Annotated in this window: 10 protein-coding genes; 7 read left to right on the forward strand and 3 right to left on the reverse strand. The window is 63.7% G+C overall.

The window, feature by feature from the left end:
• The first annotated feature begins 292 nt into the window (after positions 1-292).
• On the forward strand, positions 293-3,622 hold the full coding sequence (locus tag AC0L3A_RS13830) for an adenylate/guanylate cyclase domain-containing protein (protein ID WP_473254564.1): 3,330 nt from the start codon (positions 293-295) through the stop codon (positions 3,620-3,622).
• 129 nt (positions 3,623-3,751) lie between these two features.
• Here the strand turns inward: AC0L3A_RS13830 and AC0L3A_RS13835 are convergent, their stop codons facing one another.
• Positions 3,752-4,975: a polyhydroxyalkanoate depolymerase gene (locus AC0L3A_RS13835; protein ID WP_473254565.1), complete on the reverse strand. Its 1,224-nt coding sequence runs from the start codon at positions 4,973-4,975 to the stop codon at positions 3,752-3,754.
• Positions 4,976-5,157: 182 nt separating this feature from the next.
• On the opposite strand from AC0L3A_RS13835, the gene AC0L3A_RS13840 reads away from it, so the two are divergent.
• On the forward strand, positions 5,158-5,814 hold the full coding sequence (locus AC0L3A_RS13840; protein ID WP_007595595.1) for a glutathione S-transferase family protein: 657 nt from the start codon (positions 5,158-5,160) through the stop codon (positions 5,812-5,814).
• Positions 5,815-6,092: 278 nt separating this feature from the next.
• Here AC0L3A_RS13840 and AC0L3A_RS13845 read toward each other — a convergent pair whose 3' ends face one another.
• On the reverse strand, positions 6,093-6,317 hold the full coding sequence (locus tag AC0L3A_RS13845) for a hypothetical protein (protein ID WP_007595594.1): 225 nt from the start codon (positions 6,315-6,317) through the stop codon (positions 6,093-6,095).
• A gap of 181 nt (positions 6,318-6,498) precedes the next feature.
• On the opposite strand from AC0L3A_RS13845, the gene AC0L3A_RS13850 reads away from it, so the two are divergent.
• The gene (locus tag AC0L3A_RS13850) at positions 6,499-6,852 is read left to right on the forward strand and encodes a hypothetical protein (RefSeq protein WP_007595592.1); all 354 of its coding nucleotides are present in this window, start codon (positions 6,499-6,501) and stop codon (positions 6,850-6,852) included.
• Positions 6,853-6,861: 9 nt separating this feature from the next.
• Here AC0L3A_RS13850 and AC0L3A_RS13855 read toward each other — a convergent pair whose 3' ends face one another.
• On the reverse strand, positions 6,862-7,965 hold the full coding sequence (locus AC0L3A_RS13855) for a mandelate racemase/muconate lactonizing enzyme family protein (RefSeq protein WP_473254566.1): 1,104 nt from the start codon (positions 7,963-7,965) through the stop codon (positions 6,862-6,864).
• Positions 7,966-8,144: 179 nt separating this feature from the next.
• Here AC0L3A_RS13855 and AC0L3A_RS13860 point away from each other — a divergent pair, with 179 nt between their 5' ends.
• The 4 genes from AC0L3A_RS13860 to AC0L3A_RS13875 all read left to right on the forward strand — a co-directional run bounded on the left by AC0L3A_RS13860 (position 8,145) and on the right by AC0L3A_RS13875 (position 12,496).
• The gene (locus tag AC0L3A_RS13860) at positions 8,145-8,978 is read left to right on the forward strand and encodes an AraC family transcriptional regulator (protein WP_007595588.1); all 834 of its coding nucleotides are present in this window, start codon (positions 8,145-8,147) and stop codon (positions 8,976-8,978) included.
• A 134-nt stretch (positions 8,979-9,112) separates the two neighbouring features.
• Complete coding sequence (locus tag AC0L3A_RS13865; protein WP_473254567.1) at positions 9,113-10,039, forward strand: SMP-30/gluconolactonase/LRE family protein; 927 nt, start codon at positions 9,113-9,115, stop codon at positions 10,037-10,039.
• Positions 10,040-10,239: 200 nt separating this feature from the next.
• Entirely contained in the window at positions 10,240-10,833 is a 594-nt protein-coding gene (locus AC0L3A_RS13870; RefSeq protein WP_219684248.1) for a GNAT family N-acetyltransferase, read from the forward strand.
• Positions 10,834-10,849: 16 nt separating this feature from the next.
• Positions 10,850-12,496, forward strand: a complete 1,647-nt coding sequence (locus AC0L3A_RS13875; protein WP_473254568.1) for a GMC family oxidoreductase — start codon at positions 10,850-10,852, stop codon at positions 12,494-12,496.
• The last annotated feature ends 322 nt before the right edge of the window (positions 12,497-12,818 follow it).

Consider the following 12,818-nt stretch of genomic DNA (forward strand, 5'->3'; position numbering starts at 1 on the left):
CTGCTTGGCGTCATGACGAGAGCACAAGCCGCAGCGTTGGATTCGGCTTCAGGTCCCGAGTGAGTCGTGATCACTCATCGCAACCTCTGTCGTGCAACGCTGCGTGAAGACGATGTTTGGTAGCGCAGTCGTTCGCATCGGGCGGCGACCCGGCTTGGAAGTCGTGTCGGTACTGAGTAACCTAAATTATCGCACAACAAACAAGACGTGCCATCATGGCGATGTTGGGATATCGTCCCCGCGCCGTGGTCCAAAATCCTGCTAACCGCCAACCACACGATCGGTGGAGCCAATGCAGATTGCGGAGTGGCTCGACAAACTGGGGCTTGGGCAATACGCAGAGCGTTTTGCCCAGAATGCAATCGACGTGGGCATCCTCCCCGAACTGATGGACGAGGACTTTGATAAGCTCGGAGTCCTGCTAGGCCATCGCCGCAAAATGCTGCGTGCTATTGCCGACCTCGATCCAGCCGCGTTGATCGCATCGCCGATGCCTCCTCAGGACGCCGAGCGGCGCCACCTCACCGTTATGTTTTGCGATCTGGTCGGCTCGACCGCGCTCTCGGCGCGTCTCGATCCCGAGGATATGTGGGAAGTGATCCGGGCCTACCGCGCCGCCTGCGCGAGCGTCGTTGCGGCTTATGACGGCAGGATAGCCAGGTTCGTCGGCGACGGAATACTCGTCTATTTCGGCTATCCTCGCGCCCACGAGGATGATGCGGAGCGCGCAGTGCGAGCGGGTCTCGACACTATCTCCGCAATTGGGCAGCTCAAAACAGGCGCCGACGAACGGGTTGAACTGCGCATCGCAATTGCGACAGGGCTTGTGGTGGTCGGTGACCTCATCAGCGGAGATGCGTCAGAGGAACAGGCAACCGTCGGCGACACACCAAACCTTGCCGCTCGGCTCCAGAGCCTGGCGGAACCGGGCGCGGTCGTCGTTGCTTCGTCGACGCGCCGGCTGCTTGGTGATCTCTTCACGTTTCGCAATCTCGGCCGCCGTGAGGTCAAGGGCATAGCCGAACCCATCGCAGTCTGGGCGGTGGAGGGAGCGATCGCATCCGAGAGTCGCTTCGAGGCGGTCCGCGCGGTACGCTCGATCGGCTTTGTCGGCCGCAGGGACGAGATCGAGTTCACTCTCTCGCGCCAGCGGCTGGCATGGCAGGGGCAGGGGCAGATGGTATTGATTTCTGGCGAAGCGGGCATCGGCAAGTCGCGCATTGTCGCAACGTTGTCCGAATGCCCCTCGTTGGGGCCGCACCGCCGGGTGCGATATCAGTGTTCGCCCTACCATATCAACAGTGCGCTCCATCCCTTTGTCGCGCAACTCGAGCGCGCCGCCGGCATCCGGTCGCACGACACGCCTGGGCAAAAGCTCGACAAGCTCGAGGCAATGCTGGCGCTTGGAACACAGCAGGTCGCCCAAGCGACACCGCTCATTGCGGCTCTCCTTTCGATTCCCACCGACGACCATTGTCCGCCGCTGAGTTTGAGCCCGGCGCAGCAGCGGCGACAGACATTTGCCGCCCTTCTGGATCAACTTGAGGGGTTGGCGCGAGAGCAACCCCTGCTGATTATCTGCGAGGATATGCATTGGGCCGATGCCACGACACTTGAACTGTTCGATCTCGCGGTCGATCGGATCAGAGGCCTGCCGATACTCGTGCTCATGACATCCCGGCCAGAGTTCGAGCCCTCCTGGTCGGGCCTTGCCAACGTTAGTCTGTTGCGGCTCGACCGACTCGATCGGCAGGACTCGCGCGCGCTGGTCGAACAGGTGGCCGTTGGTCGCCAGCTGCCACGCGAGATGATGAAGCAGATCATCGATAGGACGGATGGCATCCCACTATTCGTCGAGGAATTGACCAAGATGGTGCTGGAGTCCGGGCTACTCGTCGAAGATGCCGGGCGCTATCGCCTCGATAATCCGCTCCCGCCGCTCGCTATTCCCGCGACGCTGCAGGATTCGCTGATGGCGCGGCTTGACCGGCTGGCCCCGGTCAAGGAGTTGGCGCAGATAGGCGCCGCCATCGGTCGCGACTTTTCATACGCGCTGCTGAGATATGTGGCGGGACGCGATGATCTGACGCTGAGCGCTGCGCTAGCGCAACTCGAAGAGGCCGAACTGCTGGTGCGTCGCGGGGCTCCGCCCGAAGCAAACTATAGTTTCAAGCACGCTCTCGTTCAGGAAGCGGCCTACGAGAGCCTGCTCAAGAGCAAACGGCAGGTGCTTCACAAGCGCATCGGCGATGTCCTGCGCGAGAAGTTTCCAGTCGTCGCCGAGACTGAGCCGGAAGTTCTGGCACACCACTTCACTGAGGCGGGGCTGAACGAGTTCGCCCTCGAATGGTGGCGCAAGGCGGGCCTGCAGGCGCTGAAACGCTCCGCCTATTCCGAGGCGATTGCACATCTCGGCAAGGCGATTGCCGTCGCCGATGAGCTGCCCGATGAGCACGACCGGATGATGAGTAGGCTACATCTTCAAATCGCATATGGCCGTGCATTACGGGGCAGCCTCGGGCACAGCGCTCCCGAAACGGTAGCCGCATGGACGCGCGCCCGACAGTTCGCAGCCGACATCAATGATCCGGTTGAACTTGCGCCAGTCCATTCGGGTCTCTTCAATGCCTGCCTGACACACGGCGAACTCGCGCCGATGCGGGCGCTGGTGGATGCCATCGTGAACGCCGCTGAACGGCGACCGGACTCACCGGTGGCCGCCGTCGTTGCACATTGGACGGGCGGGGTTACCTGCTGGTTCGGGGGCGACTACTTGAACGCGAGAGTACATCTTGAGAAGGCACTAGAGATCTATGGTGACGAGCCGGATCCCGCGACGTTTAGGGGCTCGGCACTGGATCTCCCATTCGTGATCATGAGGTTTCTTGCCCTGGTGCTTTGGCCGCTTGGCAGGATCGCTCGCGCACGTCGCCTCGCCGTGGAAGCGATAAGTGCTTCCGGAGAAAAACGGGCGCTTTCTCAGGCCAATGCGCTTGTTCATCGAGCTGTGTTCGACGGACTATGCGGGGGCATGTTGCAGCAAACAGAGACGATCCTGGCGCTCGGTCTCGCTCGCGACCACACGATGCCGCTGTATGTGGCCGCCGGCACCTACCTGAATGGCCTGGCCAAGTGGCGTGCCGGCGACGGAATGGCCGGGCTAACGGAAATGCGTCGCGGCTGGACCTTGCTGCACGAGAATGACTGCTACCTCTGTGAGCCGTTTTGGGGGATGCATGTCGCGATGGCGGATGCAGAGTCGGGCCGACTCGAAAACGGGCTCGAAATCTTGAGCGGATTGATCGCATGGGCGGGGCAATCCGGTCAGCATTGGCTTGATGCCGAGCTGCATCGCGTCTACGGGGAGCTTTTGTTGCGTCATGATCCTTCGGACCTAGCCAGTGCCGAAAATGCGCTAAACCGAGCGCTGGAAATCGCACGGCACCAACAGGTGAAGACTTTCGAGCTGCGCAGCGCCCTTGGACTTGCACGCCTGCACAAGACAAATGGCCGAGCGGGCGCGGTATCCGAGGTGCTTGCTCCCGTGCTCGCTGAATTCGATGCGGAGCGCAATCTTCCCGAAGTCGTTGAAGCCAGAGAGCTGCTCAAGCAAGTGCATTAGGCACGTGCGGTTTCTCTAGCTGGCCGTTTGGTCAGGAGAGGCGTCGAGATCCTGCCCCAGCATCTCCGGTCGCCTCACTGCAATGCGCCTTGAAGTTCGCTCGTGACGTACGGGCCAGGGGCTGACGGGTTACGAATTCACGTGCACAAAATCCCGCAGCAGCGGGTAGATCTCGTTGTTCCAGCGCTTGCCCGAGAACACGCCATAATGGCCGACGCCGGCCTGCATGTGGTGAACGCGGCGGTAGGCGCGCACGCCGGTGCAGAGGTCTTGCGCGGCCAGCGTCTGGCCGATCGAGCAGATGTCGTCCTTCTCGCCCTCGACCGTCATCAGCCCCATGCGGCTGACGGCCTTGGTGTCCACCGGACGTCCCCGATGCATCAGCTTGCCCTGGGGCAGAAGATGCTCCTGGAACACGTCGCGCACGGTCTCGATGTAGAACTCGGCAGGCAGGTCCATCACGGCGAAATATTCGTCGTAGAAGGTCTTGATGCTGGCCGCCTTCTCCTTCTCGCCCTTGGCGATGTGATCGGCGAGATCGATATGCTGCTTGATGTGGCGCTCGAGATTCATCGAGACGAAGGCGGTGAGCTGCACGAAGCCGGGATAGACTTTCCGCAAGGCACCGCGGCACTGCATCGGCACGTAGTTGATCAGGTTCTGCTCGAACCAGTCGATTGGCCTGCTCTTGGCGAATTCGTTGACCCTGGTCGGCTGGATGCGCGTGTCGATCGGGCCGGCCATCAGCGTCAGCGTCGCCGGCCGCGAAGGATGGTTGCCCTCGCACATGATCGCGGCGGCCGCGAGCGCCGAGACCGAGGGCTGGCAGATCGCGACCATATGCGGGCGCGGGCCCAATTGGCCGAGGAAGTCGATGAGATGCTCGGTGTAGTCGTCGAGCCCGAAACGGCCCTCGCTGCGGGGAATGTCGCGCGGATTGTGCCAGTCGGTGATGTAGACGTCGTGGTCCTGCAGCAGCGTCTTCACGGTGCCGCGCAGCAGCGTCGCGAAATGGCCGGACATCGGCGCCACCAGCAGCATGCGCGGCTGCTCGCCCACGCCCTCCTTCTTGAAACGCAGCAGCGAGCCGAACGGGGTCGCGTAAGCGATCTCCTCGGTCACGGCGACCTCGCGATTGCCGACCATGACGCCGTCGATGCCGTAGGCGGGCCGGTGATAGGTGAGGGTGGAGCGGGAGATCAGCTCCAGTGCGGCCGACAGCCGGCCGACGACCTGATCCGACAAGCCCTGCGGCACCAGATTGAGGAATTTGAGTGCGGACGAAGCGCCCGACCGCCACGGCGCCGTCAGGTCCATTTGGTTCTGAAAGGCCTGATAATACATCGACATCATACTGAAACGCCCACCTGTCCCGTGCTGCTATGCAATATCGGAGCCAAACCCGGGATGGGCCGCCCTCAAGATTGGCACGTCGCTTGCTGCTCTTTTTGCGGGAAGCACAGGCGCTGCGCACTCCCGCAGTCCGGGCGGGGTGCATGTCTTAGGCGTGAGTCACAGGCGTGAGGGAAGGCCACATGGCGAAGGCGACACTGACCATCAGCAGCAAGAACTATTCGTCCTGGTCGCTGCGTGGCTGGCTGCTGACGAAATTTTCCGGGCTCGATTTCGAGGAGATCGTCACCGCGCCGGACGACGCGTCGGCGCGCGCCGAAATCCTGCTGTTGTCGTCATCGATCCTGGTGCCGTGCCTGCGGCACGACGGCGCGGTCGTCTGGGATACGCTGGCGATCGGCGAATATCTCAACGAGGCGATGCCGAATGCAGGGCTGTTGCCCGCGGATCGCGTCCAGCGCGCGCATTGCCGCTCGATCTGCGGCGAAATCCATTCCGGCTTCACCACCTTGCGCGCCTCGCTGCCGGTCAATTTGAAGGGGCACTTCCCCGGCTTCAAGATCTGGTCGCGCGCGCAGGCCGACATCGATCGCGTCTGGGCGATCTGGCGCGACTGCCTGGACAAATCGGGCGGGCCCTTCTTGTTTGGCGAGACCCGCACCATGGCTGACGCGATGTACGCACCGGTAGTGACGCGCTTCGTGACCTATAACGTCAAGCTCGAGCCGCAACTGCAGGCCTATGCCGATACCATCATGGCCATGCCGGAGATGAAGGAATGGATCGCGGCGGCAAGGGATGAGCCGGCCGAGATCGAGGAGCTCGAGGTCGAATATTAGGCAGGCCGGCTGCCATCTGCCTGTTTTGGGAGCGAGCATCCAACCGCCGCACCCAGCCGTCATGTCATTGAAGCCGTTAACTTTTGACGCCGGTGGCCGGCTGGCCCTGCTCAGGCGCTGCGCAGATATTGTGTGCGCCTGGTGGCCAGTTGCGACATCTAGCCATGAACAGGCGCGTACGGGGCCCTGCGGCTGATTCGGACGTGATTCGTTCGGGCCGCGTTCCGAAGGTTAAGACGGGACGCGGCCCCGTTGCATTTTGAGACAGAAATCAGTGCTCAGGCCACGCCCGAATGCTTCATGCGCGGGACGCGCCAGCCGATAACGGTAGCTTCGACTGCGACACCAGCCGTGTGGTTCTGCCAGCGTCCCTCGACATAGCGGCAGGCGAACGGCAGCTGATAAGTCCCGCTGTGGTCCTCGCACAGCACTTCGACTGCAAGGCCAGGCGGCGGTTCTCCGGCGCCGTCGAATTCCGCCAGTCGTCTGTCGCGCGTTGCCATCAAAAACTCCCCTAAACAAAGCCGCGAAAGGAGCGCCCATTTCCTCCGCGTGCAGATCATCGCTCCCCGTCCGAGGGAACAGCCGCAAGCTCAACGCGAGAATGCGGTGCGAGTGTGGTAGCCTCGACAGGCTGCGTGCAAAAAGCGCACATTGCCGTGATTGATTTGACGAGGAACCTGCATGCTGCTTCGAAGCACCGGCGCTTGTTTCGCGATGGTACTCGCCACGCTGGCGATTGTGTCGGTCCGCGCGCAGGACGTGCCCGGCATCGAGATCTGCACCGTCGAGAAGACCATGGAGCGCCGCACCAGCTGCCTCCAGAGCAATGTCGACTTCCTCCAGAAGACGATCACCAAGCTGAACCTCGATCACCAGCAGAAGCTGGACGCCGCGGCTCGCCAGATCGATGCGTTGAAGACGACCGTGGCCGGTTTGCAGAAGACGCTCGGCGATCTCCAGGCCGCGCAGGCGAAGACCGCCGAGGATGTGAAGAAGAAACAGGATGCGCCGCCGCCAAAGGATGCGGCGAAATAGCCGCCGCGCTCAGGCGACGCGATATCGCTCCATCACGCTGCGGTCGGGCTCATAGCCGAGCCCTGGTCCGGTCGGCACCGCGACATGGCCGGTGGCATCGACATCGGCGCGGCCGCCCCAGAGGCAGGCCTCGCACTTCAGGTAAAACATCTCGACGAACCCGTCGTCGCGCCCCGCCAGGAGATGCAAGGTCGCCAGCAGGCCGGGGCCGAAATACGGGGAGTGCGGAACGACCTTGACGCCGACCCGATCTGCGAGCGCTGCAACCTTGAGAAATTCCGTGATGCCGCCGACCTTGATCACGGACGGCTGGGCGTGGCTGACCGCGCCCGCATCCATCATCTGGCGAAATTGATATTCCGTGCAGGCGTTCTCGCCGGCGGCGACGCCGAGCCCGCCCTTGCTGCGGACTTCGGCGAGCGCCGCAAAATCCTCCGGCGGCCAGACCGGCTCCTCCAGGAACATCGGCTGCGCGTCCCGGCATGTGCTGGCGAACGCGATCGCCTCTTCGCCTGATAGCGGGCAGTTCATGTCCACCATCAGCGGAATGCCGGGCCCGATCGCCGCGCGGGCGGCAAACACCGCCGGCGCCGTGGTCTCGTGCAGCTTGATGGCGCCGCAGCCGAGCGCGAGCGCCTTCTTGCATTCGGCGGCGATATTGTCGGGCGAGCCGATCCGCAACAGGCTCGCATAGGCCGGAATGGCCGGGCGCCTGGTGCCGCCGAGCAGGCGGTGCAGCGGCACGTCCTTGATCTTGGCGGCGAGGTCCCACAGCGCGATGTCGAGCCCGGAGATCGCGAACATGGTGATGCCGTAACGCCCGAACAGATGCAGGTTACGCTGGATCTGCTCCATGACCGCGGGAATGCCGGCGGCATCGGGAACCTCCAGCCCGCGGGCCTGCGGTGCGATCATTTCCTCGACGGCACTGCGCGTGGTGCGGGGGCAGACATAAGCAAAGGCATCGCCCCAGCCCGTCAGCCCGGCGTCGGTGGTGACCTCGACGATCACCATGTCGAGGGCGGTGATGGCGGAGGCGCCCTGACGGAAGCTCGCGACACCGGCGTCATAGGGGATGCGGATATGGTGCGGCCGCACATCGGTGATCTTCATGACACGGTTCCTCCTGCTTTCTTATGAGCGGTTTCAAGAACAACCCGAGTGTAGCCATGAACGCCCGGACGTTGCCAGAGGCCGGTCCGGCGTTATCCTCTTGCGGGACCGCAACGCCGATCAAGCGAAACCCGCGGACTTCCGTGCATCATGGTCGCGCTTCGAACGAGAGAAACGCCATGAACCCAGCCCAGCGCGCGCTCTGGTATGTCGAGAGCCATCTGGCCGAGCCGATGACGCTCGACGAGATCGCTGCGATATCGGGCGTGTCGCGGTTCCACATCGTGCGCGCGTTTGCCGCAGCCACCGGCCTGCCGGTGATGCGGTACGTGCGCGCGCGGCGGCTGAGCGAAGCGGCGCGCAGTCTTGCGAACGGCGCGCCGGACATCCTGTCGCTGGCGCTGGAGGCGGATTACGGCTCGCACGAAGCATTCACCCGCGCGTTCCGCGACCAGTTCGGCACCACGCCCGAAGCGGTGCGGGCCGCGCAATGCACCGGCCATCTCAAGCTTCAGGAGCCGATCCTCATGGACTCAACCATCGCAGACAAACTCGCCACCCCGCGCTTCGAAACCACAAGGGCCTTCCTCGTCGCAGGCATCAACGAGCGCATCTCCTGCGACAACGGCGCGGCCATTCCTGGACTGTGGCAGCGCTTCCACCAGGAGGTCGCCGACATTCCCGCGCGCGTTGGGCCCGTCGCCTATGGCGTCTGCTGCAACGGCGACGATGCCGGCAATTTCGACTACATCGCCGGCGTCGAGGTCGCCGATTTCTCCGAGCTGCCGCGCCGTTTCGGCCGTATCCGTATCCCCGAGCAGCGCTATGCGGTGTTCACCCATGCCGACCACGTCGCCTCGATCAGGCGTACCGTCAACGCGATCTGGAATCAGTGGCTGCCGGCCTCCGGCCTGAAGGCTGCCGATGCACCGAATTTCGAGCGCTACGACGAGAACTTCGATCCCGCCACCGGCAATGGCGGCCTGGAGATTTGGATACCCGTGCGAGATTAGCGCGCAACGCTGGCATACCATCCCGCTTGCTTGGCAAGCCCCGGCGACTTTGTCATAACCGCAGGCAATCTTGCGTGTGGGGCCCGTGCCGGACATCCCGTGCAAGTCATAACAAGCAGCCGGGAGGGTCCCACATGTCCAACGTCCGCGTTCTCGCCACCGACCTCGAATTTCCCGAAGGGCCGGTCGTGATGCCGGACGGCTCGGTCGTGCTGGTGGAAATCCGCGGCCAGCGCCTGACCCGCATCCATCCCGACGGGCGCAAGGAGATCGTTGCGAAGATTCCGGGCGGCCCGAACGGTGCAGCTCTCGGCCCCGACGGCAAGATCTACATCTGCAACAATGGCGGCTTCTCCTGGATCCCGACCCGCAACATGATCATGCCGGGTCCGCAGCCCGACGATTATCTCGGCGGCTCGATCCAGCGCGTCGATCTGCAATCCGGCAAGATCGAATCCGTCGTGACGCGTTGCGGCGAGCACGATCTGCGCGGGCCGAACGATCTGGTGTTCGACCAGCAGGGCGGCCTCTGGTTCTCCGATCTCGGCAAGCGCCGCGCGCGCGAGATGGACGTCGGCGGCATGTATTATCTCAAGCCCGGCATGAAGGAGATCGTCGAGGTTATCCACGGCGTGTTGCCGGCGAACGGCATCGGCCTGTCGCCGGACGAGGCCACCGTCTACATCGCGGAGACGCCGACGGGCCGGCTCTGGGCCTACGAGCTCTCCGCGCCCGGCACGCTGAAGCCACGCGACGTGATCTATCGCGGCGAGCGGGGCAAACCGATCTGCGGCCTCGGCGGCTACCAGATGTTCGACTCGCTGGCGGTCGAAGCGAACGGCAATGTCTGCGTCGCCACCCTCGTCTCCGGCTGCATCTCGGTGATCGCGCCTGATGGTACCCTGGTCGAGCAGGTCCCGACCGGCGACCGCGTCACCACCAACATCGCCTTCGGCGGCCCCGAGCTGAAGACCGCCTACATCACGCTCTCAGGCAAGGGCGAGCTGATCGCCATGGACTGGCCGCGCAGCGGTTTGCCGTTGAATTTCCTGAACAAGTGAGCCAAGCCGTCATTGCGAGGAGCGAAGCAATCCGGCAGACCCTCACCCTGAGGAGCGCGCCCTTCGCGCGCGTCTCGAAGGGCGAGGCCACCAGCAGGGCCTTCATCCTTCGAGACGCGCGTGCCGCGCTCCTCAGGATGAGGAGCTGACAGCCTGGATTGGTTCGCTTCGCTCGCAATGACAACAGAGAGAGACCTGCAATGCCCTGGCCTGATCCTATCACCCTGCGCGGACAGCATGCCGGTCTGGAGCCGCTGTCGCATCAGCACCGCGAGGGGCTGATCGAGGCCGTGAAGGACGGCGAGCTCTCCACCATCTGGTACACCGCGATTCCGACGCCGGACAACATGGGCAAGGAAATCGACCGGCGGCTCGGTCTTCAGGCCGCGGGCTCGATGCTCCCCTTCACCGTGTTCGATAGCAACGGTAAGATCGTGGGCATGACGACCTACATGAACATCGATGCCGCCAACCGCCGCGTGGAGATCGGTTCGACCTGGTATGGCAAGAGCGCGCAGCGCGGCCCACTCAACACGCAGTGCAAGCTGCTGCTGCTCACCCACGCCTTCGAAACCCTGGACTGCATCGCGGTGGAATTCCGCACCCACTTCTTCAATCACCAGAGCCGCCGCGCCATCGAGCGTTTGGGCGCCAAGCAGGACGGCATCCTGCGCAGCCACCAGGTCGCGCCGAACGGCACGCTGCGCGATACTGTGGTCTACAGCATCACCGCGGCCGAATGGCCGACGGTGCGAACGCATTTGAATTATCAACTCAACGACAAGCCGCGCTAGAGGCGGCCGAGGCACCATGGACAGATTTGATTATGTGATCGTCGGCGCGGGCTCCGCCGGTTGCGTGCTCACCAGCCGGTTGAGTGAAGACCCCGCTACCAGCGTCTGCGTGCTCGAGGCGGGCCCGAGCGACTGGCATCCCTACATCCATCTGCCGGCTGGCTTCATCAAGACCTTCCACATGAAGAGCATCAACTGGGCCTACCAGCAGGAGGTCGGGCCCTGGACCGGCGGGCGCAGCATCTACGCGCCGCGCGGCAAGACGCTCGGCGGTTCGTCCTCGATCAACGGCCATATCTACAATCGCGGCCAGCGCATGGATTTCGACACCTGGGCGCAGATGGGCAATCGCGGCTGGGGCTATGCCGACGTGCTGCCCTACTTCCGGCGGCTGGAGAAGCGCATCGGCGAGGGCGAGGACGTTTACCGCGGCCGCGACGGCAATCTCACCGTTACCACCATGAACTGGCGCGATCCGCTCTGCGAAGCGTTCATGGAAGGAGCGGTCTCGCTCGGTATCCCCCGCAACCCCGATTACAACGGCGCGAAGCAGGAAGGCGTCTCCTATTGCCAGCGCACCATCGATAAGGGCTTGCGCGTCTCCGGCGCCACCGCCTTCCTCAAGCCGGCGATGAAGCGGCCGAACGTGCATGTCCATACCCACGCGCACGCCACCGAGATCATCTTCGAAGGCAAGCGCGCCGTCGGCGTGCGCTACATGAAGGGCGGCTCTGGCGGCACGCCGGTCGAGGTCCGCGCCAACAAGGAAGTGATCCTGTCCGGCGGCACCTATAATTCGCCGCAGCTGTTGCAGTTGTCCGGCATCGGCTCACCGGATCTGTTGCAGGCCCACGGCATCGCCGTGCGTCACGCGCTTCCGGTCGGCGAAGGCTTGCAGGACCATTACGCCCCGCGCACGGTTGCGCGCGTCAAAGACATCAGGACCATCAACGAGCTCCGCCGTGGTCTGTCGCTCTGGGTCGAAGCGCTGAAATGGGCCACCACGCGCGGCGGCCTGCTCTCGCTGTCGCCGACCATGGTCTATTGCTTCTGGCACTCCGGCGAGAGTGCGGATTCGTCCGATCTCCAGCTCACCTTCACACCGGCGAGCTACAAGGAAGGCGTGCAGGGCCAGCTCGAGGACGAGCCCGGCATGACCGTGGCCTCCTGGCAGCAGCGCCCCGAGAGCCGCGGCTATGTCCGCATCCGCTCGTCTGATCCGTTCGCGCCGCCGATCATCCAGACCAACTATCTCGACGCCGAGCTCGACCGTCGCGTCATCGTCGGCGGCATGAAGCTCGCGCGCAGGCTTTTGAAGAGCGCGCCGCTGTCGCCCTATTACGCCTACGAGGATTTCCCGGGACCCAACATCAATACCGACGACGAGTTTTTGGCCGCCGCCACCGAACGTGGCACCACCACCTTCCACCCCGGCTGCACCTGCCGCATGGGCCCGGCGGATTCGACCTGGGCGGTGGTCGACGACCAGCTCCGCGTTCACGGGTTGGAAGGCCTCCGCGTCATCGATGCCTCCGTGATGCCACGCATGATCTCGGCGAATTTGAATGCGTCGACCATGATGATCGCTGACCGCGCCTCGGACCTCATCCGCGGCAAGCAGCCGATGGAAGCCGCCCGCGTGCCGGATGCTGCGGTGGCGTAGCAAGGTCTCGTGCCCCGGACGCAGCGCAGCGCTTCCCCGGCGATGCGAAGCATCATCCGGTGCAGCGGTGCGCTGCAGAGCCGGGGCGCATATCTTGGCGTTACGCCGTGTCGCCCCTGGGTCCCGGCCCTGCGTAGCAGCGTTTTACGCTGCAGCGCGTCCGGAGATGTGAGTGTGTTGTCAATCGGCCCATCGTCCCGTCGCGTAAAACACCCCGCCACGCCGTCAATCCCATTTCACAATATTGCGCCGCGAGGACGCGAAGGCGTGTCTGCGATTTGAAATGCGAGTTGGAGAAGGGGATGCTCGCCCTTGCTCCGTC

The organism is Bradyrhizobium sp. MI1.3 (assembly GCF_055811695.1).